This window comes from Ornithinibacillus bavariensis, from assembly GCF_050433565.1.
Taxonomy (GTDB): Bacteria; Bacillota; Bacilli; order Bacillales; family Amphibacillaceae; genus Ornithinibacillus; species Ornithinibacillus bavariensis.
Genome location: NZ_JBNPWZ010000011.1, coordinates 62,743 through 85,197, shown reverse-complemented (window position 1 = coordinate 85,197; position 22,455 = coordinate 62,743). Strand labels below are relative to the sequence as shown.

Here is a 22,455-nt window from a genome sequence, read left to right as displayed (position 1 = left end):
GATAGATTGGGAAAGTTGCCCATTCTGGAATATTCTTCTTAACCTTTGCAACTAATACCGTCACTCATCATAATCAGTATATCCTCTGATTGTAATTGTTCATTCACTATATCTACATCAAATTCGCGAATTATTCCCATTGGTAAATTACTTGCTTCTATCTTAATTAACTGATCTCCACGCTTTACAAAGCTCGGTGTTGACCCAATCTTCAAAAATCGAACAAATGCATTATGCAAATTAATAACGGCTAAATCTAGCGTTGCAAACATCTCATCCGTGGTTCGTAGTGCTAAAATCGAATTAATAGATTTAATTGCCACCTTCTCTGGTATACCCGTCTGAAGTATTTGTTGTAAAAGCCTTAAGGTTTCTGTACTTTCTTCACTGGCTCGAATACCATTACCCATTCCGTCACTAATCGCCATCGCATATTTACCTGCACCAAGCTCCATCATAGTATAGCTATCACCGGAAATCACTCCACCACCTTTTGCAGCGTGAGAAACCCCAGTCTCCACTGTGAACTCTTTAGCTGAACCAAATGCTAGAAATGAGTAGCCATTCGGAAATGGAGAAATATCCTCCTGCTTCACGACAATGGTTTCATTTAAGATATCAGATAATACGGGGGCTATCAGCTTACCTCCTTCCCCATGATAGTCATAAAAAGAAGCAGTCATTTCGATATCAACATTACCTTTATCTAACCTATATATATCTAGTTTTTCTAGCTCAATCCCGATAGACTTTAAGGCATGAATAATTTGTATTTCTTGGTTTTCATGTTGCTCCCTTTCCTTTAATATCTCCTTTGCAAAATCCTCCATTACATCAGATACTCCTTGGAGCTGTTCAGCCACAAGCTTCTTACTTTCGGATACCTGTCGTCGAAGTTTGCGATTTGCTTCAAAATAAGAAATCTCCTCCTTCATGGTATCCATTACTTTACGAGATTTAATACAATGATTTTCAAACTCTCGTACTAACTTTCTAGAAGGATCATGACCTGTTTCAATATCTCCCTTAAGCTCTCCCATTAGATTGTATGTATAATCAAACTGCTGTTGCCAGCAACGCTCCTTCATAAAGCAGCTTTGACAGGTCTTCTCAGTAACATTGCTTAAAAAATAATCTGTCTCGCGCTGTGATTCTGCATCCTCTATCGAATAATGCTCTGCAGTTGAAAAACTATTTGATAATGCTTTAAACACTTGCGAAAATTGCTCCACTCGTTTGGCTGTTACATTACGGACCTTTTGTAAATATTGTTCTTGCTCATTCGTGTGCTCTTCTGTACCAGGTATGTAACGCGATAATTGCTTAATCCAGCTAGCTGGTGTAAGTAAAAATAGTAGTATGGAAAATGACGATTCTATTAATGATGGTAATAAGGAATTCGAATCACCGTATATCCCTACTAAAAATGTTCCAACTAATAAACCAGCACCTACACCAACCTTCTTCCCATCCTTTAATAAACCACCTAGTAGACCAGAGAAAGCTAGTAAACTCATTTGATAAAGATTAGCAACATTCGCTAATGATAAGATTAAACCAGCAACTACTCCAACTGTAGAACCAATTGCAGCACCACCGACAAAGGCAAACAATAATACAAAATAGCGGGATAAAACTTGCTCTATCTGTGCACCATATACCTCCCAGCCAACAGTTCCCGTTAAAATAGACGCGATTAAGATAATCATGCAAACAATTTCTTCGTTTTTTAATGCAGGTCGATAACGTTTTTGTGATAATAATGGAGCACTTTGCATAAAAATTAATACTAGAACCGTACCTAGTATTCCTTCTACGAATAGCAGCATCCATTCGTAGGAGGTAAGCTCTCCATAAAAGGAGTAAAGACATATTCTTGGACATGCGGTAGAAAGGAAAACAATAATCGGCATTTTTACTTGTTGATTTTTCATCCCTTTACATATCGAAGCCAAAATCAGAAAGAGAAACATTGCAATACCAACAAACAACCCATGCGATAATGAGATGGTAAAAGCACCAATCATCGTTGCAAGCATTGTTTTTGCTACCCTTTCCTTTTGCATAAACCACAGCGTAGCTAAAAATGCGACAGCAAATGGAGATACAACCGATAATATAATAGCTCGTCCGAGTAAAAAGCCAACTAAGACATATAACCAACCATGATCGAGTAATACCTTTTTTCCAAGATGGTATAGTTTGACCCGGAGATTTTCAAAAAATGTAGCTTCTACCCCGATTGCTTTTGTTTGTGCTCTTGAAACTGATTCCATTAAACCACTCCTCAGGAATTTATTTATATTCGTCTCCTATAAATTGCTAGCCGATTGGAAGGTATCGGAATACTCTTTCATTACAGTAAAACACAAACAGTTATTTTTTTTTGTCAAAACAAGAGAGCTAATCTCATAAATCGTTCGACTCAAATCTAGGATGAAGGGGGCAATTCTACATATTCTTCAATAAACCTGCTTACTTTTGTCACGGTGGTCTTCCAGGTTAAATATAAAGGCACCCAAATGACGATGGGTGCCTAAGAAATAACTATATAAAGCGTTTTAAGTATTGGATTGCACCAATATGTAATCCTTCATGGAATACCGTTCTCATCAATACCTGTTCAATGGTATACATCCCCATTTCCGTTGGGGGAAATTCCTCTTCTAAGCGGTGTCCGTACTTCTCTTTTATCTGCTCTGGTTGGCCTTGTAATAGTTCCTTTAACTCAGATAAATTTGGCGTTTCTTCTGTAAAATTAGTAGGGCTTGTACCAAACCCAAACCACTCGTTTAATTTTATCGTGTTATCGGATATCTCTTGTACGAATGACTCAATCCAAAGATATTGATCCAAGTAGATATGCCCTAGGTTCCATCGTATATTGTTATGAAACCCCTCAGGAATAATTTCCGCTTCCTCCTCGCTCACACCTTCAACAAGTCTCAAGGTTTCTTCCCGATATGTGCCTAGTTGTGTAAACAATACCTCATGTCGCTTTTTCATAGCTTCACTCTCCCTTATCCCAATAAATTCGACATAGTCAGAAAATATCCTCTTCATGAAAAAATATTGACACAAATGATTTGATAATGTAATATGTTTCTTGTTGGCTGAACGGATAGCATGTCTATCTTCACTAACAAACTTATTATATGGCGGCGTAGCTCAGCTGGCGAGAGCGTACGGTTCATACCCGTGAGGTCGTGGGTTCGATCCCCTCCGCCGCTATCTAAAAAAACCTGTTATCTATTGTAGATAACAGGTTTTTTGATTTATAACATTACGACTAAAATATAACAGCTACCATTATATTAAGTAGCTGCTTTACTAGACTTTTCTATTATAAATAATTTAGAGCATTATAAGGTAAACAGCTACTGCTATCCTCTTCTTGCACCTCGACCTCCACGTCTAGATTCAGTGTGCTTTTTCAAAGAGGCTAATCGGTCCTCAGAATCCTTTAAGAAACGATTCATCTTTGATTCGAAAGACTCTGTTCTTTCTCTAGAATTCTGACGTACTGGTTTTTCTTTTGCCTTCTTTATGGATAAACCAATTTTGCCGTCCTTTTCGACATTAATTACTTTAACCTCTACTTGATCTCCTACGGAAAGGTGTTCATTAATGTCTTTGACATAATTGTCAGCAACCTCACTAATATGAACAAGTCCTGTTGTACCTTCACCAAGCTCAACAAAAGCGCCAAAATTAGTGATACCGGTTACCTTTCCTTGCAGCTTGCTGCCTACTTCGATTGACATAAAAAAAATGCTCCTCCTTAAATTTTTTGAAGAATAGGAATCCGCTTTTCACGAATGCCTTTATACAATTTTACCTAAAGAATTGTTCTGTTTTATACTTTAAGTAAAAACTCTTTACTAATATATTATAGCGAAGCAATTAAAAGTGTGTCAATAAGACGTGTCATCCTCCGGTGTTTTAAAAATAAGTTCGCCCTTTCTGGATAAGAAATATTTTGTCCGGGCAATTTCCAGAATATATGCATCATCATTTAACAATTGTATTTCTTCTTTATAATTCTCTTCATCCTTTTTCATGCTCGCCAATTCTTCTTGAAGGTTCTGATATTCTTCTTTTTTCTCAGTGTAAAGGGATCGTTGTTGAAAATGATAAATCGCCATGCCAAACGTGATCATTGCAATAACGATGGTAAATAAGACGAGGCGACGAATCAGCCGTTGCTTTTTTCGCTTCTGCCTTAATATGTACGCATCATATTGATCATGATAAGTTGAATTGATTCTAGTAACTGTTTTCTTCTTTTGCATAGCGTCACCTCCACTTCGATGTTATATACGTTAAGCACCTCTTACATATATTCTGTATTTTACTACAAAATCCTGCTAAATGGTGCAAAAATAATTTGATTTTTTTTGGTAGAAGGCGATATACCAACATTGCGATCCATTTTATCGGTAAAAAGAGGATTTTTAAAGTGAATCCTATGACTATAAGTATCGTGTTAAAGAGGAGGATAACACTAGCAAATAAAAGCCGGAATATATACTTAATAGGGGCAACAACCGTCCATTGTAGGAGCTTAGTAAAGAATTGATAGATTCGTAACATGATGGATATGATTCGCTCTAATATACGTTTATACAGATTGGAAAGTAGTGCTTGGTAGGTTGCAAACCCTAATAAACAAGCAACAAAAACATAGACTCTCAGCTCCCCAGCATTCACACTATATAACGTGTAATATAGTATAAACGTCTGGGTGAGCCAAAAGCTGATTTCCATAAAATAAAGAAAAAAAACATTATGTTTCCAATGCCTTTGAAACCGACGGAAGGTATCTAATGCCATCCCTAAATAAATGCCTCCAGTTATCATGGAGATCATCGTAATGAATTGGACACTGAGTGTCATCGGAATAGCTTGCTAAAGAATCCTTTAGCTTTCTCCTGATGATGTTCATCTACATAGGATACCTCATACACCTTCCCTTTGATGGAAACAACACCTTCACCAACATCTAAGTTCTTAAGCTGGAGATTTTGCCCACGAATAATTAGATAGCCCATAACGGTCTCAAGCAGAAATTCCTCGTTATCAAAGCTATCCACTTCCTTAACACCAGTAATTTCTAATAGTCTTCTATTATTCAGTTTTAAATGATGGTCCTTTTGCTCCACTCGCGTGCTATTTTCTTTATCATAATAGTTCATATCCGCTTCCTCCTTATCACTAATAATTTATGAAAGGAGGGACAAGTATAGAACTAGTTACTGCTCGATTTTTTCCTCATTTATGATTTTGTAAAGCATCTCTGCCTCTTCTTTTCGAACCGTTTCTTTTAACGAAGTCACCTCTACTGTCACTAGCTTTTGTCCAAACCTTATTTCCAATTTATCACCTACAGCTACAGTTGAGGATGCCTTCGCCTGAGAACCATTAATGGATATCCTTCCTTGGTCAGCAACTTCTTTTGCCAGGGTACGTCTTTTAATTAAACGGGAAACCTTTAAAAATTTATCTAAACGCATATTTTTCTCACTCTCTTTCCTTTGCTTCATTCCAATAGTAATCCATTTCCTCCAGATTGGAATGCATAATATCCTTTCCTTTTTCCTTTAGCTTCTCTTCAATATAGGAGAACCTGCGGGTAAATTTCTCATTTGTAAGAGAAAGTGCCTCTTCCGGATTTATTTGATAATATCGTGTTAAATTCGCTAATACAAATAAAACGTCACCAAGTTCCTTCTTTATCTCTTGTTCATTGTCAGCTGCTATAGCACTTTTTACCTCGTCGATTTCTTCTTCAAGCTTCTCCCATATACCACGAGCATCCTCCCATTCAAACCCTACCTTTGCAGCAATATGCTGCAATTTATAAGCCTTTAATAGGGATGGTAGACTCCTTGGTATTCCTTCTACTATCGATTTTCTTTTTACAGCCTTCTCCTTGTGCTTTAGTTCCTCCCAATTTACGGTAACTTCCTGCGATGAGTCAACCTTTACATTGGAAAAAACATGTGGGTGGCGGAAAATCATTTTATCCGTAATAGACTTAATCACATCATCAATAGAAAAGTAACCTTCATCCTCACCGATTTGGCTATGGAGCATAACTTGCAGAAGTACATCCCCAAGCTCCTCCACTATTCCCTCATCATCCTCAGCATTTATTGCATCAATTAATTCATAAACCTCTTCAATCGCATATTGTTTTAAGGATTCATGCGTTTGTTCCTTGTCCCATGGGCAGCCATCTGGTCCCCTTAGCGTAGCAATTACTTCCCGTAACCGATTAAAGGTATGATGTAGTAGCTGATCTGGTACCGGAGGAATATAGACACTTGTTAGATTACTTACTTCTAGCGAACGATCTAATTCCTCTAATGGTATCGTTAGCACTTTTTCTTCCTTACTACCAGCAGCATCAAGGATTGTAACTGGATAATCAGGCGGTAAATCCTCTAATAATTGCAGCTTTACCTCTGAAGCAATAAATCGATCATATACCTGACAGAAGACAATATGCTGATGATAGTTTAAATCATTACGCTTAAACCCAGTTCCATCTACAAATTGAAGACCCTCAATTGGATCAATTTTTAAAGCGGTAAACAGCGCATCTAAATAGCTCTGTCCACCACGGATGTGTACCTCTACGTCATCCTGCTCTAATAATAGCTGTACCGTTTTCTCAGCAAGCATTGGGTGACCAGGTACTGCATATATAATCGGCTGTTCCTTTGCCTTTTCTAATAGTAGTCGAACAATTTCTTCGTAAACTGCATCAAAGGATTTATTTCTTTCATAAATTTCATCAAAAGGTGTAAATACCACACCCTCTTCTTCCAGTGATTGAATAACTGGATGATCTAGTGTACGAGCATATACTGGTGTGTTGTTTGTTGTTAGCCGCTTATAAATGCCTAAGGGTAACTGCTCCAAATCACCAGCACCCAAACCAACTACTTCAATTCTCTCCTTCATGATTACATCCTCCTATGATGTCGTATCAGCCTTGAACCAAATGGCAATAAACTTAATTCACTATCTAAAAATACGTTAAAACGAACCAACAACGATAAATAGGTTATCGCGCCAACGGTTGAAACGATCAAAATATAAATAAGCAGACCGAAACGTGATAAGTCATATGTACCTATTAATAACTCTGCTAACCATACAACGATTACCATACCAGAGATAGCAAGGACAAAACCAATCCATTTCATTTGTATTAATTTTTCCCCACCCATGATTCGCTTTAATCGGAATACAAGAGCAACGATTAAAAACAATAAGCTTAGTACAGTGGCGATTGCACTCCCGATAATTCCATAATGTGGTACCAAAAAAATATTAAATAGCCACTTGATAAGAAAGGCACTTAATATAAAGAGTGCTACCCATATCTCGTTGTCTAGTCCTTGTAGTACTGAACTAGCAGTAATCACAAGAGCACTTAATACTACTGCCACCATTAATATTGATAGACTTAAGGTTCCTTGATTATCCTGAAACAATAAACTATTCACCTTGGGAAATAGCATGATTAGTCCAATAGATGCCCCTGCAGCTAAAATAAAGCTAATTTTAAGGGCGCCACTGATTTGGGCACTTGTTTCCCTATGCTTGTTGATAGTTCCTTTTCTAGAGATTGCTGGAACTAATGCTAAACCAAAGGAGGAGCCTAAAACTGCCCCAATTTGGATGAGTGGTTGTCCACGGTCAAAAACACCTTTTGCCTCCATAGCTTCAGTTGGGCTTAATCCATACTCGATAAGGCTAGGAACCATTGTAAATGCATCAGCAAACTGTAAAATAAGCAATATCATATGATTTAACGATGCAATTAAACCGAATACAATAATCGTTCTCCCATATTCCTTCCATGGGATAGTATATGTAACAAAGGAACTTGGTCTATCTTTTATGTAGAAGTATATCAAAATGCATAAAGCAAAAATGGAACCTCCAATAGATGCGATTCCTGCTGCAGGTCCTAATCGATATAGATCCCATCCACCATAGGAAACCATCACCGCTACCATAATAATAACGAATACCCGAACAACCTGTTCACCAATTTGCGAATAAGCAGTTGGTTTCATGAATGACTTCCCTTGAAAAATCCCTCTTAATAAAGCAGTAAACGGTACGATTAAAAAGACCATACTAGCTAATTGATAGGCAAATACAAGTTGTTTATCACCGATTTTTGTTGCGATTGCATCTGCGTTTACAAATAAAAGAAATGAAAATGTTCCACAAATCAAAAATAGAATGAATAGGATAGGTAGCATAAAATATTTAAATGAAATACGATCTTTTTCAGCAGCAAGTTTCGAAATTGCTGTCGGAAACCCATAAAGAGCAAGTGCCATCGCAATACCAATAATAGGATATACCTGCTGATAGATGTAAAAGCCAATATCTCCGGTTAAATTCTGTAAAGGGATCCGATACCCCGCACTTAAAATTTTACTAATTAACCCCGCAACAGAAAGCAACAATGCTCCAGCTACAAATTTATTCGTTTCCATACAAAACGCCCTTTAGTCATAACGGTAAAATTACATCTTATTATAGCATAGCTACTATCACTAAAAAGGGCAAAAATCAGTTAGAAACACTAATTTTTGCCCTCACTTGTTATTCCATTTGTTTTGCTAAAAAGCTAGCAGCCGTTTCTAATGCCTTTTGCTCTACTTCACTGAGCTTCTCATCCTTTGATAGCATCACTAAACAACCAATCGGATCTCCATTTGCAATGATAGTACTAATACAATACGATTTTACTTCTTCCTCTCTACCTGGTAGCAGCTCTAATGTTGTTGCCCCTGGCTCTAGCTTTTGTTGTCTAGATTCTATGGCCTTTTCAATGTTAGACCCAATGCTTTTGTTTAAATAGTCTTTTTTCGATTCACCTGCTACTGCGATGATTTCATCGCGATCACATATAAAAACCGGATGATGCAGGGTGTCAAATAGCGCCTGTGCATATTCTGTTGCAAAATTTCCTAATTCATTGATAGGTGAGTATTTTTTTAAGATGACCTCCCCTTCTCGATCAATAAAAATTTCCAATGGGTCACCTTCACGGATTCGTAAAGTTCTTCTGATCTCTTTCGGGATGACTACTCTACCTAAATCATCGATCCGTCGTACAATTCCTGTTGCCTTCATGTATGAAGCCTCGCTTTCTTATGATGATTGTTGGTGCCAAATTTAGAAGCTTAGCCCTTTATGTTCTATTTTTTGATTAGCCCCGGATACTATGCATCCATTCCTAAGTACGATACACAACGTAATGTACTGTTTTTGTACCAACATGAGTTGTGTTTTAGTAGTATAAATCATCTTGGAAGAACTATACATGAAATACCATTTCTTGTTTTTACCGGTTAATTTTATCCATTTTGCCGATAAAGTCCTTCAGCACAGCATAGCGCTTGTACTTTGTATCTCTTGAGAAGCGATAAACTATCTTTAATTTATTTTGCTCGGTTCCAAGAGCGATATCTCTACCATATTCATTTGCTAATTCAAAAATCTTCGCTCCATCAATTAACTGGCTCCTATCCTCTGAAAGCAATAACTCTATTTTCCCATTCTTTTCTAAAATAGATTCGATTCGTTCCTTTTTTGATAACCATCTTAATTCTGACACGATAAACAAATTTTCAACCTCTATTGGGAAGTCTCCGAAACGATCCAGTAATTCATCCTGCAGATCATGGATATCCTGTTTAGAGGTAATGGAATGAAATTGCTTATACATATCAATCTTTTGTTTTTCATCGGCAATATATGCTTCTGGAATATAAGCATCCATGGAAAGGGTTAGCTCAGGCTCAAATGGCTTAATTTCTTCCCTATCTTTTCCTTGCTTTCTTGCCTCAATCGCTTCCCTAAGCATCTCGTTATACATATCGAAACCAACGGAATCGATAAACCCATGCTGCTGTGCACCAAGTAGGTTTCCTGCGCCACGAATAGAGAGATCACGCATAGCAATTTTGAACCCTGATCCAAGCTCGGTAAATTCCTTAATTGCTTGTAGCCTTTTTTCTGCTACCTCAGAAAGCACCTTATCTTTTTTATACGTAAAGTATGCATAGGCAACACGGTTAGAACGACCAACACGACCACGAAGCTGATAAAGCTGACTAAGGCCCATACGATCTGCATCATAGATAATTAGCGTGTTTACATTTGGAATATCTACACCCGTTTCAATGATAGTTGTACTAACAAGAACATCAAATTCTCCTTCCAAAAAACCGAACATGACATTCTCGAGCTCTGATTCATTCATTTGCCCATGCGCAAATGTTACACGAGCCTCTGGCACAAGCATGCCAATATCCCTTGCCATCTTATCAATACTTTCCACACGATTATATAAGAAAAACACCTGTCCACCTCGTGCCATTTCTCGTTCAATCGCTTCTCGAACTAATACTGGATTATATTCCAGAACATAGGTTTGAATTGGGAAACGATTCTCCGGTGGTGTTTCAATCACAGAGAGATCACGAACACCTAGCATAGACATATGAAGCGTACGTGGAATAGGAGTAGCGGTTAATGTTAATACATCGATATTTGTTTTCATCTGTTTAATTTTTTCTTTATGTTTTACACCAAATCGTTGTTCTTCATCGACGATTAAAAGTCCAAGGTCATGATATTCTACATCCTTGGATAAAATTCGGTGTGTTCCAATGACAATATCCACTAAACCACGCTTTAAGCCATCAATGGTTTCCTTCTGCTGTTTTGGAGTTCTAAATCTACTTAATAACCCAATACTTACAGGATAATCCTGAAATCTTTCTCGTACTGTTTCATAATGCTGTTGAGCAAGAATAGTGGTTGGTACCAATATAGCTACCTGCTTTCCATCAGCTACTGCTTTAAATGCCGCACGAATAGCTACTTCTGTCTTTCCATATCCTACATCACCACATAATAAGCGGTCCATTGGCCTTTCCTTTTCCATATCCTGCTTAATTTCCTCAATACACCGGAGCTGATCCTCTGTTTCTTGATACGCAAATGCTGCATCAAACTCCCGTTGCATTTCACCATCCCGAGAAAAAGCAAAGCCCTTCCTCGATTCTCTTTCTGCATACAGCTTAATTAGATCATCCGCGATATCCTCGACAGAGCTTTGCACCTTTCGTTTTACCTTTTTCCAATCACTGCCACCTAGTTTATATAGCTTTGGTTCCTTTCCTTCAGAGCCAACATATTTTTTAACTAAGTCTAACTGATCGATCGGAACGAAAAGCTTATCATCACCAGAATATTTTATCAGCATATAATCCTTATGCTTATCATTCACTTCTAAAGTTTCAATACCTAAATACCTACCAATACCATGATTAACATGAACGACATAATCGCCAACCTTTAATTCCTGGTAGTTCTGTATTCGTTCAGCATTGGAGATATTTTGTTTTTTTCGTGGTCGCTTGGATTTCTTCTTAAATAATTCATTTTCGGTAATAATCGCAAGCTTATGCATCGGTAATTCAATTCCGCTACTCATGTTTGCTACGACAATCGTAGGAATATCGACTGGAAGCTTTAAGGTATTCGATACCGCTGCATCAATGTCGTAGTCTGCTAATATCGAGTGAATCTTCTCCGCCCTTTTTTCATTTGGAGCAGCAATGACAACGGAGTAGTCGCCCTTTTCCCATCGTTTAAGTTCATTTTTGAACAAATGCATTTGACCATGAAATTCCTGCATCGCTCGTGAAGAAAGATTAATGATATTTTGTGGGCTCGTATTTGGAATATGTCGCAAAAATACCGACATATAGATTCGTGGGGTAGTAATCTTACCCCATACGGAATGCCAGTCATAAGAGAACTCACTACCAATAACCATCTTATTTGCTTCCAATAGACTACTGTACCATTCAGCCTCCTCATGGTCTAAATTGGTAGCAGTCTCATGAATCCTACTCATTTCATCAAAAATGATTAAGCCCCCAGAAGGTAAATAATCTAATAAACTAGCAGGGTTTTCATAGAAAAAGCCTACATATTTTTGCATTTCTGGGTAATGTTCTAAATTTCTTAATCGACTTATATCAGCCTCAATGGATTCTACTAAGGTTTCCTTTGCTTCGTTTGTCTTTAATTTCTTTAACGTTTTAGAAAATGCCTCTTCTAAACGATCTGCTCCTCTACCAATATCCTCATTGGTTAATAATAGTTCTGTCGCAGGACCAACACTTACCTCTTGTAGCCGTTCTAAAGAACGCTGTGTATCGGCATCAAAATAACGAATAGAGTCTACTTCATCATCGAATAGCTCAATTCGGATTGGGTATGCCTCTGTTACTGGATAAATATCAATAATACCACCTCGTCGACTGAACTCTCCAGGAGCAGTAACCATAGATGCATGTTCATAACCCATATCAATTAAAGAGCCTAAATAGCTGTTAATGTCTATTTCTTCACCTTCCGTGAAGGTTAATTGGTATTTACTCCAATAACGCTTTGGGGGTAAGATTCTTTTCAATGCTGCAACCGGCGCAATTAATATTCCTGAATTGCTCATAGACCATTTTGTTAATGCTTCTATTCGCTGGCTTCTTAGCTCTGGACTTGATATTGCTATTTCAGAAGCTATTAACTCATTTACCGGATATAAATGAACGTGATCTTCCTCTAAAAAAACGCTTAAATCGTCATATAATTGCTGTGCCTGTACTAACTGATAGGTGACTAACAAAATTGGCCGCTTTGTGCTTGCCTCTATTGCAGAAACAAGCATACTTCTAGCGGAGCCTGAAAGGCCTGCCACCATTTGCTCCTTTAATCCACCATCAACACCTGTAATAATGGATTGTATATCTTTCATGGATTGTAAATATTCATTCAAATCTTTCACTTTAATACCCCCATTGTTACCTTCCCTAAGCAACAAAACATATTGTTTGATGTATCGAAGGCTAACACAAACCTTTTCATATGCTGCTACTCCTCTAACTAAAGATGTCTACTAAACTGATTAGCATGCTCTTTAAAACTATTATAATAAGCGCAAAAATGCCTTGGTTTAAGCAACCAAAGCTTTTTACTTCTATCTCATTACTGTATAAAATAATCTAATTCATGATATTCCGGATGATGTCCTAATGACTCCTCGCAATTTTCGCAAATCGCTTGAATGTGAACATCCCCATTTGAATTATAGTGAATCATTTCTTTTTTTTCCTCATTTGTTAGCTTATTCCAACCAAGAACATTGGTATCAACCATTGTCTCATTAATTTCACCGATTACATGCCCGCAATGTCTACACGTATAGACAATTGACATTTCAAAAACCTCCTCGGATAAACATAAACGATTAGTTATTAGGTTTATCCGAAAAAGAACAATTTATACGATGATTACTGAAATTCTATTCCTTACTGTTAAATTCATTCATTACTTCCTCAAATGGCGTCTCTAACCATCTGACACAGGCATCAGCTGCCTTTTCAACACTTTCCTGTACCATTGATTGCTGATCGCCCGGAAAAGTACCAAGAACATAATCAACAACTGGTTGGGAATTAGTTGGACGACCTATTCCGATACGAATTCGCTTAAAGTCCTTTGTGCCAAGGTGATCAATAATGGAACGAATTCCATTATGTCCCCCATGACCACCCTTTTGACGTAATCGTATTTTTCCTGGAGGTAAATCTAAATCGTCATAGATTATAAGAACATCTTCTAAATCGATATTAAAGTAATCCATAAGTGGTCGAAGTGATTCGCCGGAGAGATTCATATAGGTTTGTGGTTTTAACAATAAAATCTTCTCACCGTTAATAGTTTCGATAGCATACTTACCTTTAAATTTATCTTTATTTAGCTGAGAATTATTCCGCGTTACTAGTTCATCAATCACCATAAAGCCTATATTATGTCTAGTAGACTCGTATTTTACTCCTGGATTTCCTAATCCAACAATACATTTCATCCTAAATCTTCCTTTTTCAAAATATGATGTGTATCAAAAGCACCCTATTATATAACCAATAATTTGCTAATCCGTGAAACATAGGGCTAGCAACCTTGGATTTCATTCACATTCTTTGAAAATACAATAATCCCTCCATATAAAGAGATATATATGGAGGGTTCTCTTATTTATGCTTTACATTATTATGTCATCTGTTAGTCTGCATTTGCATCTGTCTGTGCTTCACCAGTAAATTCAGGCTCTGCACTCGTTTCCTCTGTACCTTCCATATCAGCATTTGTATTAGGTGCAAGGATACTTGCAATAACCGTATCTTCATCCTCTAATACTTGATATGCTGCTGACTTTGGAATTTCTGCTACAGAGACAATATCTCCAATGCTATGTGTTGAGATATCAATGGTAATTTCGCTTGGAATATCTGTTGGTTTAGCACGAACCTGTACCTCAAATAGTGGCTGTTGAACAACACCATTCTCAGGCTCCCCAATTAGTCGCACCGGGACAGCAGTATCCATTTCTTGTTCCATGTTCAAAACAAAGAAATCCGCATGTATTACCTGACCCTTAAGTTTATCAGTCTGATATTCGTGTAGCATAACATTGACAGGAGCTTCTCCCTCAATGTTCAATGAGATAATGGCATTTTTACCTTCATCTCGTACAGTTTTCATAAGTTCCATACCATCAACTGCTATTGATTTAGATTCCTTTTCTTTTCCGTAGACGACACTTGGGACTTGTCCACTTTTTCTGAGCTTTTTAGTTGCCGACTTTGCATGATCTTCTCGTTTCATTGCTTTTAAGGTTACTGACATCATAATCATCCCTTTCAAATTAGTAAAACTAGAGTCATCCACTGTCACAAACTTTCTCGTATGAAATTTTTATCTAATTCAACCTTTGCATCTATAGTATGTTTACCCTAATCGAACTTCATTAAACATTAATCAAATAAAATACTAACGGATTGTTGTTCATGTACTCGAATGATTGCTTCACCAATTAGTGCTGCAACAGATAGCTGTGTGATTTTATCAATCATCTTATCCTTAGGCAATGGGATAGAATTTGTAATGACCAATTCCTTAATATTGGAGTTTTCAATACGTTCAATTGCTGGTCCTGATAGAACAGGGTGTGTACAACAAGCGTATACCTCTTTCGCACCGTTTTCAACTAACGCATTAGCTGCTAAGGTAATCGTTCCAGCAGTATCAATAATATCATCAATTAGGATGGCTGTTTTTCCTTCTACATTCCCAATAATATTCATAACCTCTGCCACATTTGGACGTGGTCTTCTCTTATCAATAATACCAATAGGCGCCTTCAATCGATCAGCCATTTTTCTTGCTCGTGTTACACCACCGTGATCTGGAGAAACAATGATAATATCATCGAAATTTTTTGCCTCAAAGTAATCTGATAATAGAGGAACTCCCTGTAAGTGATCAATAGGACGATCGAAAAATCCTTGAATTTGCGGAGCATGTAAATCTAATGTTATTACTCGGTCAGCACCAGCGGTTTCAATTAAATCAGCTACTAATTTCGCTGTAATTGGTTCCCTAGCACGTGCTTTTCGGTCCTGTCTCGCATACCCATAATATGGCATGACAACATTAATGGTTTTAGCTGATGCACGTTTTAGGGCATCTAGCATAATTAATAACTCCATAAGATGCTGGTTTACGGGTGAACTTGTTGATTGTACAACATATACATCACAGCCACGTACACTTTCTTCAATGTTAATCTGTACTTCCCCATCACTAAATGTCGTTACCGTACACTTCCCAAGTGAAATCCCTATATGGTCGGCAATTTCCTCGGCTAATTTTAGGTTCGAATTTAGTGAAAAAACCTTCATGTTTGAATTCTGGTATTGAGACATGAACTTACCCTCCGTTAATTTTTATCCTTAAGTCTGTTCTTTATTCTTGTAGCATAGCCTTCCTTATTCGCCTGTCTTGCACGTGCTACAGACAATGCATCTGCTGGTACATCCTTGGTAATTGTAGAACCTGCAGCAACATATGATCCTTTTCCAATTGTTACAGGAGCAATTAAATTTGAATTACAGCCAATAAATGCATCATCTTCAATGGTAGTTAAGTGTTTGTTTTTACCATCATAGTTCACTGTTATTGTACCACATCCGATGTTCACATTGCTTCCAACATGCGCATCTCCGATATAGCTTAGGTGAGAAACCTTACTACCAACACCAAGTTCGGATTTTTTAATTTCTACAAAGTTACCGATCTTCACCTCATCAGCTATCACTGCATCTGGGCGAATATGAGCGAAAGGTCCAATTTTCACGCGCTCACCGATTTTACTATCTGTGGCCACACTTTGTTTAATAACGGTATCCTTACCAACCTCACAATTAACGATTTCACTGTTAGGACCAATTATTGCATTTTCACGAATAATAGAGGGACCAGAAATCATCGTTCCAGGGTAAATGACAACATCTGATTCAATTACAACATCAGTCTCAATATAGGTATTATCTGGATCGATAATGGTAACACCATTACGCATATGCATTTCATTGATACGACGCTTCATAAGCTTTTCTGCTTGCGCTAGTGCTAATCGATCATTGACACCTAATGTCTCATCGAAATCTGGGCATAAAAATGCCATAACCTTTTCCGATTTCTTTTTCAGTATTTCAATAACATCTGTTAAATAATATTCACCTTGAGCATTTTCATTTGTGACACTTCTTAATGCCTCAAATAATACTTCATTATCAAAGCAATAAGTGCCTGTATTAATCTCATCTACTAAGAGCTCTTCCGGACTCGCATCTTTTTGTTCGACAATCCGCTCTACCTCTTGATTAGCATTTCGAATAACTCTTCCGTAACCATACGGTTTTTCAGCCTTAGCAGTTAATATGGTAGCCTTGGATCCTTCTTTTTCGTGAAATTCTACAAGCTTTTGAAAGGTTTCTTCAGAAATGAGTGGTGTATCCCCACATACTACGATGGTAGTACCTTTTTTATCTTGTAATAATTCCTCAGCCTGCATCACTGCATGTCCAGTTCCAAGCTGTTCTTCTTGAAGCACATACTCGGACGTCTCACCAAGCTGCTCTTTTACTTTATCAGAGCCATAGCCTACTACAGTTACAATCTCCTCTAGTCCTACAGCTTTAACATGTTCCAATACATGCTGAACCATTGGTTTTCCTAAAACAGGATGCAGTACTTTATAGAGCTTTGATTTCATTCTTGTTCCTTGTCCAGCGGCAAGGATGATAGCATATCTCTTTGTCACGAGGAAATCCTCCAATACCTTAATTAGTGAGTAATTGCATTATATGCTTTCCATTTCCATTTTGACTATATCTCAAAAAACTGATGATTTCAACCGAAAGCAATAGGAGAAATGCTTATTTAATATATGTAAATAAGTCAATTTGTGGAAAAAACGGGGAAACAAAAAAAGAAGGCTAATCTTAAGGAGATTAGACCTCTAAGTTGTGTTGAAAAGGGTTTCATTTTTAGGAAGCGCCAGCCTCCTCATATTCCACTTCTTCACCCGCACGGCGATATTCTTCTAATACTGCATCTTGAATTTTAGAACGTGTATTAGAGTTTATCGGATGTGCGATATCTCTGAATTCACCATCAGGAGTTCGTTTAGAAGGCATTGCCACGAATAATCCATTATTTCCGTCGATAACTCGGATATCATGAACTACGAATTCCTGATCTAACGTAATAGATGCGATTGCACGCATTCTACCTTCCGTATTAACACGGCGTAATCTTACGTCAGTTACTTCCATGCTGTTTCACCACCTTTTCGTCTATAAGTTAATGTAAGTAATTCTACAAAAAATGTAAAAATCCTGCCTAGAATTGAAAAAAGTTTAATTATTTTCACAAAAACAAAAAAATAAGACCCTTTCTGTAAAAAAAGATCTTATTGCGTATAATCTATTCAATGAAATTTCCTAATTGTACCGAGATGAAATTTTGCTTAATATCAACATTAGATATCTTCACTAAAGATGTATAATGATTAACAATTCGTTCCTCTTCTTCATCATCCGCTTCAGCCAGCACCCCAATAGCTCTTACATTTGCATCAAATTCCTTTAGCAGGCTTACCATTCCATTGATTGTTCCTCCTGCTTTCATGAAGTCGTCAATAATACAAACGTTAGAGCCCTCTGCTAAACTACGCTTCGGTAAAACCATGGTTTGAATTTTTCTTGAGGATCCCGAAACATAATTGATACTGACCGATGATCCTTCTGTAACCTTAGGGTCCCTTCTTACAATGACAACCGGAACGTTTAAAAAGGAAGCAACCGCATAGGCTAGCGGAATTCCCTTCGTAGCAACTGTTACAACGACATCAATTTCCAAGTCGGAAAACTTAGATGCAAAAATACGTCCTATTTCCCGTACCGTACTGGGTTCTCCTAATATATCACTCATATACAAATATCCACCTGGAAGGATACGATTAGGATCCATTAATCGCTCACATAGCTTTTTAACAAACGCTATACCATTATTTCGCGAAGACTCAGGGATATACATCACACCACCTGCAGATCCAGCCGTTCGTTTTAAATAACCTAGACCCTCATCTTGAAATAGTTGGTCAATAATATCCAAGTCTTCACTGATAGATGCTTTAGCCGCATTATATTTTTCCGAAAACGAAGGTAAATTTTTATGTACTCTTGGATTTTCTAGAAAAAAGTTGGTCAAAGCAACTAACCGCCCGCTTCTCTTCATGCCTTCACCTCGAAAACCGAATTTTCTTATCTTAACTTAACACCATTATATGACTTTAGCAAGGGCTAGCCAATCAAACGAACCAAATATACCTCTTCACAAAACCCTTTCATGCTATTATAAATTCTCTGTGCTTTTGACTCCTGTTCAACCAATCCGTAAACCGTTGGACCACTACCACTCATTAATACTCCCCTTGCCCCAGCAAGCATCATTTTTTCTTTGATGCGTTGAACCTCTGGATGAATGGAAATTGTTATTGGCTCTAATGAATTACCAATCATTTCACAAAGCATTGCAAAATTTTTATTATATAACGCCTCAATAACACCCTCTGTATTAGGATGAATTATCTCGTCCATTTTCACTCGTTGAAAAATCGTGCGAGTAGATACCCCAATATCAGGTTTTGCTAAAACTACCCAAAAAGGTGGTGGTGAGGGTAATGGTTCAATAATTTCACCATACCCCTTTGCTATTCCGGTTGATCCGTAAACACAAAATGGAATGTCCGAGCCTAATGTTGCCCCAAGCGCCGCTAGCTCTGCTGTAGGAATATTCATTTCCCATAATTTATTTAGTCCTCTTAAGACTGCGGCAGCATCCGTACTTCCGCCCCCCAAACCAGCTGATACAGGAATGACCTTTTCGATTTTTATATGTACACCTTTTGTTATATTATATTTTGTCTTAAAGGCCTTTGCTGCCTTATAAGCCAAATTCCGCTCATCATTTGGTACATACCGGCTCCATAAGGAAACCTCAATACGATCTTCCTGTATGGTATTCAACTCAATTCGGTCTGCTAAATCAACGGTTGTCATGATCATTTCGACATCATGATAACCATCATTCCGCTTTCCTAACACATCAAGAGAAAGGTTGATTTTAGCAGGTGCTTTTTCAAAATGAGTCATCTCCGTCACCTACTTTTTTCATGTATGGAAATTGTAACATATATTAAAAAAAGGTGGAAGCGACTGAGAGTATTGTATTTTTTGGGTGTGGTTATTTAGGTTTATTTTGAGAGCACACTCCCGAATCTTGGGTTCACTGTCCATTGTGCACATATTTCGAGATCATCCCTCCTCACAAAAATACAGAGCAGACCGATTATGGTCTCCTCTGCATATTTTGCTCGGCTATTTCAATTGCACGCTTAACCATGTTCCCGGCATCCCTTGCCTTTATTCCGCCCCAGCCTTCTTTTTGCACGGTGTCGTAAAAGCCTAACTCTTTAGCAATTTCTTCTTTCAATTGGTCTGACATTATTCCACGTCTACCCATGAAAGAACAACCCCTTTCTGTTATAACTTGTTACGACATGCTTAGTTTTTACTATTTGTTCAGTCTATAACCAAGTAACTATTTGGAGAGTAAGGAAAGAAAAGACAAAAAATAAGGACCAGTTCACCTTTAGGCTACTGGTCCATTACTACTGATTTTGTATTTTCATCATTGAAGTTAAGTTCTACTGTTTCTGTAAGAACGTCTGCATAACTATATGACACACGTTCAAAAGCATTTTCTTCTTGGTCGAGTTCTACAATAAATACAGAAGGATACGTTTCAGCTAATACTCCCGATCTTTCTATCGTCTTCCTTCTGCCTCCGTTAGCTTTTAACGTCAGCCTTTTTCCAATCTGACCTTCAAGACCTTGTTTTATTTCAATTAAAGTTTTAGCCAATTCACTCCACCTCACTGTATTTTAACTATACCATAAGCTTGTATAAAAGTCAAATAAAATTTATATTATATCAATATTTGTTTTTCGATGTCAACAACTAAAATTACCCTATTGATGTTATTATGACAAATTGTTAACAAAATATGTATTTTATTTTTAAACTTTTTCTTTTTCGTGTCTTCTGCCAATCCGACAATCTTAATAAGGTTCATTACCATCACCTATATTCTTAACCCTTTTTTCTAATTCAACGAAATGTCATGCTGATTGGTTAAAGATATTCATTATGAAATCACTTTATCTTACATAGTACGAAATCTATAATGAAAGGAGGATAATTAAAATGACGTTCTATTGAGTATTTAACGAAGGAAGTGAACGATATGGATAACCTTAAAACGATACTAACGAACCACTATGATATAGACATGGTTAATTATCGCAAGCAGCAAGGTGGATGGGCTGCTTTAGCTTATGAGGTGTCCGATGGAACAAAGAAATATTTTCTCAAAGCATACGAAAAAAGTAGAGCCTCTACTCCAAAATTAACAAAACGAATCGAACAATATGTTCCTATATTGATTTGGCTAAATAAAAATAGTAATTTGCAGGGAAAAATTCCTACACCTTACCTAACGAAGACAGGGATATATCAATGTGAAGACGAGGATAATATTTATTTACTATACGATTATATTGAGGGAGAAACCATTGGCGACAAGGAATTAACGGGTAGTCAAATTCAGGAGCTGACATATTTGATATCAGAACTACATGTTTATGGAGAAGATATACCCTTTGATACGAATGCAATAAAAGAAGACTATCATGTTCCTTTTTTAGAGCCTTTACGAAGCATAGTGGACAATGGAAATGCAAATGTTTCCATTGACGTTAGAAAACTGATCATCATGTATCGCGATGTGTTAAAGAAAACGATTGACAGGGTTGAAATACTATCAGAGCTATTAAAAACTAAAAATGGAAGGCTGGGCTTATGTCATACTGATTTGCATTACTGGAATTTAATGCAATCAGCGCAATTAATGTTAATCGATTGGGAAGGATTAAAATTGGCTCCTGTTGAAGCTGATATGATGTTCCTTGTCGACAAACCATATTTTGAAGCATTTTTAAGTGATTACCAAAAAAGACATCCACATTATTCGCTTGATCAGGATGCCTTGGAGTTTTATCAAAAAAGAAGAAGACTTGAGGACATATGGGAATTTATTGAACAGCTTTTGTATGATAATCCAGATAGTCAGAAACGTGTTACAGTGATCGATTATTTAAAAGAAGAACTAAAGTCGCTGGGTTAATAAAGACTCTTCACACTCTAAAAGCTAGAGGAAGCGTCTTTTGTCCTTTTGCAATTCACAGGGATTTCTCATAAGAATATCTTTTTTCTAATCAAAATTTCTGCAATTAATAGATTAAGAAGCCAGCATGACCACACCGCAATCGTGTAGGAAATTCCATAGGGTACATTCATAATTGTATGGGTAATGAGCACAATAATATAAATTGTCATATTGGCAAAGGAGAGAAAGAAGCTTCGAGTCATCCACTTACTATGTACAATTACTCTTTTCCGTTTAATATTCCAATAACCCATCATTGTCGTTCCAAGCCATAATGTATTTAAGATATGAAACCCTATTGTGCTAAGCCACCCTCCTGTTGCAAAGAAGGAGACATAGAATCCTGGAATAAAATTCAACATAATAAACAAGACGTATAATCGTCCATTCCAACGATGAAAGTTCATTGCGTTAACTCGTATTTTCTTCAATATTCCTAATGGCCCGGTAAGAAGGGATAGAATAGCTAGCAAAATATGAATACGAATCATAATTACCCATAAAGATTCATTTGATAAAATGTCATCCTTCTTCAATATAAATTTTTCAAATGTAGGATCAACCATGAAATTCTTTGAAAAAGTATGGAATACCCACATAATCGGAATAATGAGGACCATGATGAGCGTAAATTTTTTCATTCC

23 protein-coding genes and 1 tRNA gene are annotated in these 22,455 nt (G+C 37.1%); 2 read left to right on the top strand and 22 right to left on the bottom strand.

Annotated elements, in window-relative coordinates; translation table 11 throughout:
- Positions 1-38 precede the first annotated feature (38 nt).
- Together spoIIE and HNR27_RS15500 are read right to left on the bottom strand one after the other, a co-directional pair.
- Positions 39-2,276 carry a stage II sporulation protein E gene (gene spoIIE / locus HNR27_RS15505; RefSeq protein ID WP_429340422.1) on the bottom strand — a complete coding sequence of 746 codons (2,238 nt, stop codon included), beginning with the start codon at positions 2,274-2,276 and terminating at the stop codon, positions 39-41.
- Positions 2,277-2,547: 271 nt separating this feature from the next.
- Positions 2,548-3,006, bottom strand: a complete 459-nt coding sequence (locus tag HNR27_RS15500) for a DinB family protein (protein ID WP_429340421.1) — start codon at positions 3,004-3,006, stop codon at positions 2,548-2,550.
- Positions 3,007-3,157: 151 nt separating this feature from the next.
- On the opposite strand from HNR27_RS15500, the gene HNR27_RS15495 reads away from it, so the two are divergent.
- Positions 3,158-3,231, top strand: a tRNA-Met gene (locus HNR27_RS15495).
- 152 nt (positions 3,232-3,383) lie between these two features.
- Here HNR27_RS15495 and HNR27_RS15490 read toward each other — a convergent pair.
- The 19 genes from HNR27_RS15490 to veg form a co-directional block, all read right to left on the bottom strand.
- Positions 3,384-3,764, bottom strand: coding sequence for a S1 domain-containing RNA-binding protein (locus tag HNR27_RS15490; protein WP_212921615.1), 381 nt, complete (start codon positions 3,762-3,764; stop codon positions 3,384-3,386).
- Positions 3,765-3,914: 150 nt separating this feature from the next.
- Entirely contained in the window at positions 3,915-4,292 is a 378-nt protein-coding gene (locus tag HNR27_RS15485; RefSeq protein ID WP_212921616.1) for an FtsB family cell division protein, read from the bottom strand.
- Positions 4,293-4,296: 4 nt separating this feature from the next.
- Entirely contained in the window at positions 4,297-4,896 is a 600-nt protein-coding gene (yabQ, locus tag HNR27_RS15480) for a spore cortex biosynthesis protein YabQ (RefSeq protein ID WP_429340420.1), read from the bottom strand.
- Entirely contained in the window at positions 4,893-5,195 is a 303-nt protein-coding gene (yabP, locus tag HNR27_RS15475; RefSeq protein ID WP_212921618.1) for a sporulation protein YabP, read from the bottom strand. Before yabP ends, yabQ begins: the two co-directional genes overlap by 4 nt.
- Positions 5,196-5,252: 57 nt before the next feature.
- Entirely contained in the window at positions 5,253-5,513 is a 261-nt protein-coding gene (locus tag HNR27_RS15470) for an RNA-binding S4 domain-containing protein (RefSeq protein ID WP_212921837.1), read from the bottom strand.
- A 7-nt stretch (positions 5,514-5,520) separates the two neighbouring features.
- Positions 5,521-6,969, bottom strand: a complete 1,449-nt coding sequence (gene yabN / locus HNR27_RS15465) for a bifunctional methyltransferase/pyrophosphohydrolase YabN (protein WP_429340419.1) — start codon at positions 6,967-6,969, stop codon at positions 5,521-5,523.
- A 2-nt stretch (positions 6,970-6,971) separates the two neighbouring features.
- Entirely contained in the window at positions 6,972-8,525 is a 1,554-nt protein-coding gene (locus HNR27_RS15460) for a putative polysaccharide biosynthesis protein (protein WP_429340418.1), read from the bottom strand.
- Between the two features lie 109 nt (positions 8,526-8,634).
- Positions 8,635-9,168 (bottom strand): stage V sporulation protein T, encoded by a 534-nt coding sequence (gene spoVT, locus HNR27_RS15455; RefSeq protein WP_212921621.1) that lies wholly within the window; start codon positions 9,166-9,168, stop codon positions 8,635-8,637.
- Positions 9,169-9,379: 211 nt separating this feature from the next.
- The gene (gene mfd, locus HNR27_RS15450; RefSeq protein WP_429340417.1) at positions 9,380-12,898 is read right to left on the bottom strand and encodes a transcription-repair coupling factor; all 3,519 of its coding nucleotides are present in this window, start codon (positions 12,896-12,898) and stop codon (positions 9,380-9,382) included.
- A gap of 200 nt (positions 12,899-13,098) precedes the next feature.
- Positions 13,099-13,329 carry an anti-sigma-F factor Fin gene (gene fin / locus HNR27_RS15445; protein ID WP_429340416.1) on the bottom strand — a complete coding sequence of 77 codons (231 nt, stop codon included), beginning with the start codon at positions 13,327-13,329 and terminating at the stop codon, positions 13,099-13,101.
- Positions 13,330-13,414: 85 nt separating this feature from the next.
- On the bottom strand, positions 13,415-13,981 hold the full coding sequence (gene pth / locus HNR27_RS15440; RefSeq protein ID WP_429340415.1) for an aminoacyl-tRNA hydrolase: 567 nt from the start codon (positions 13,979-13,981) through the stop codon (positions 13,415-13,417).
- A gap of 197 nt (positions 13,982-14,178) precedes the next feature.
- A complete protein-coding gene (locus tag HNR27_RS15435) occupies positions 14,179-14,850 on the bottom strand; it encodes a 50S ribosomal protein L25/general stress protein Ctc (RefSeq protein ID WP_429340414.1) in 672 nt (223 codons plus the stop codon).
- Positions 14,851-14,930: 80 nt separating this feature from the next.
- Entirely contained in the window at positions 14,931-15,881 is a 951-nt protein-coding gene (locus HNR27_RS15430) for a ribose-phosphate diphosphokinase (protein ID WP_280530758.1), read from the bottom strand.
- 14 nt (positions 15,882-15,895) lie between these two features.
- The gene (gene glmU / locus HNR27_RS15425; RefSeq protein WP_429340413.1) at positions 15,896-17,281 is read right to left on the bottom strand and encodes a bifunctional UDP-N-acetylglucosamine diphosphorylase/glucosamine-1-phosphate N-acetyltransferase GlmU; all 1,386 of its coding nucleotides are present in this window, start codon (positions 17,279-17,281) and stop codon (positions 15,896-15,898) included.
- Positions 17,282-17,507: 226 nt separating this feature from the next.
- Positions 17,508-17,795, bottom strand: a complete 288-nt coding sequence (spoVG, locus tag HNR27_RS15420; protein WP_047980716.1) for a septation regulator SpoVG — start codon at positions 17,793-17,795, stop codon at positions 17,508-17,510.
- Positions 17,796-17,946: 151 nt separating this feature from the next.
- Positions 17,947-18,759 (bottom strand): pur operon repressor, encoded by an 813-nt coding sequence (purR, locus tag HNR27_RS15415; protein ID WP_212921626.1) that lies wholly within the window; start codon positions 18,757-18,759, stop codon positions 17,947-17,949.
- Between the two features lie 65 nt (positions 18,760-18,824).
- The gene (gene ispE, locus HNR27_RS15410; protein WP_429340412.1) at positions 18,825-19,676 is read right to left on the bottom strand and encodes a 4-(cytidine 5'-diphospho)-2-C-methyl-D-erythritol kinase; all 852 of its coding nucleotides are present in this window, start codon (positions 19,674-19,676) and stop codon (positions 18,825-18,827) included.
- Positions 19,677-19,872: 196 nt separating this feature from the next.
- The gene (locus tag HNR27_RS15405) at positions 19,873-20,046 is read right to left on the bottom strand and encodes a small, acid-soluble spore protein, alpha/beta type (protein ID WP_212921628.1); all 174 of its coding nucleotides are present in this window, start codon (positions 20,044-20,046) and stop codon (positions 19,873-19,875) included.
- A 134-nt stretch (positions 20,047-20,180) separates the two neighbouring features.
- Entirely contained in the window at positions 20,181-20,447 is a 267-nt protein-coding gene (gene veg / locus HNR27_RS15400; protein WP_212921629.1) for a biofilm formation stimulator Veg, read from the bottom strand.
- Between the two features lie 383 nt (positions 20,448-20,830).
- Here veg and HNR27_RS15395 point away from each other — a divergent pair, with 383 nt between their 5' ends.
- A complete protein-coding gene (locus HNR27_RS15395; protein WP_429340411.1) occupies positions 20,831-21,769 on the top strand; it encodes an aminoglycoside phosphotransferase family protein in 939 nt (312 codons plus the stop codon).
- 68 nt (positions 21,770-21,837) lie between these two features.
- On the opposite strand, the gene HNR27_RS15390 is transcribed toward HNR27_RS15395, so the two are convergent.
- Complete coding sequence (locus tag HNR27_RS15390; protein WP_429340410.1) at positions 21,838-22,452, bottom strand: DUF2306 domain-containing protein; 615 nt, start codon at positions 22,450-22,452, stop codon at positions 21,838-21,840.
- Between the last annotated feature and the right edge of the window lie 3 nt (positions 22,453-22,455).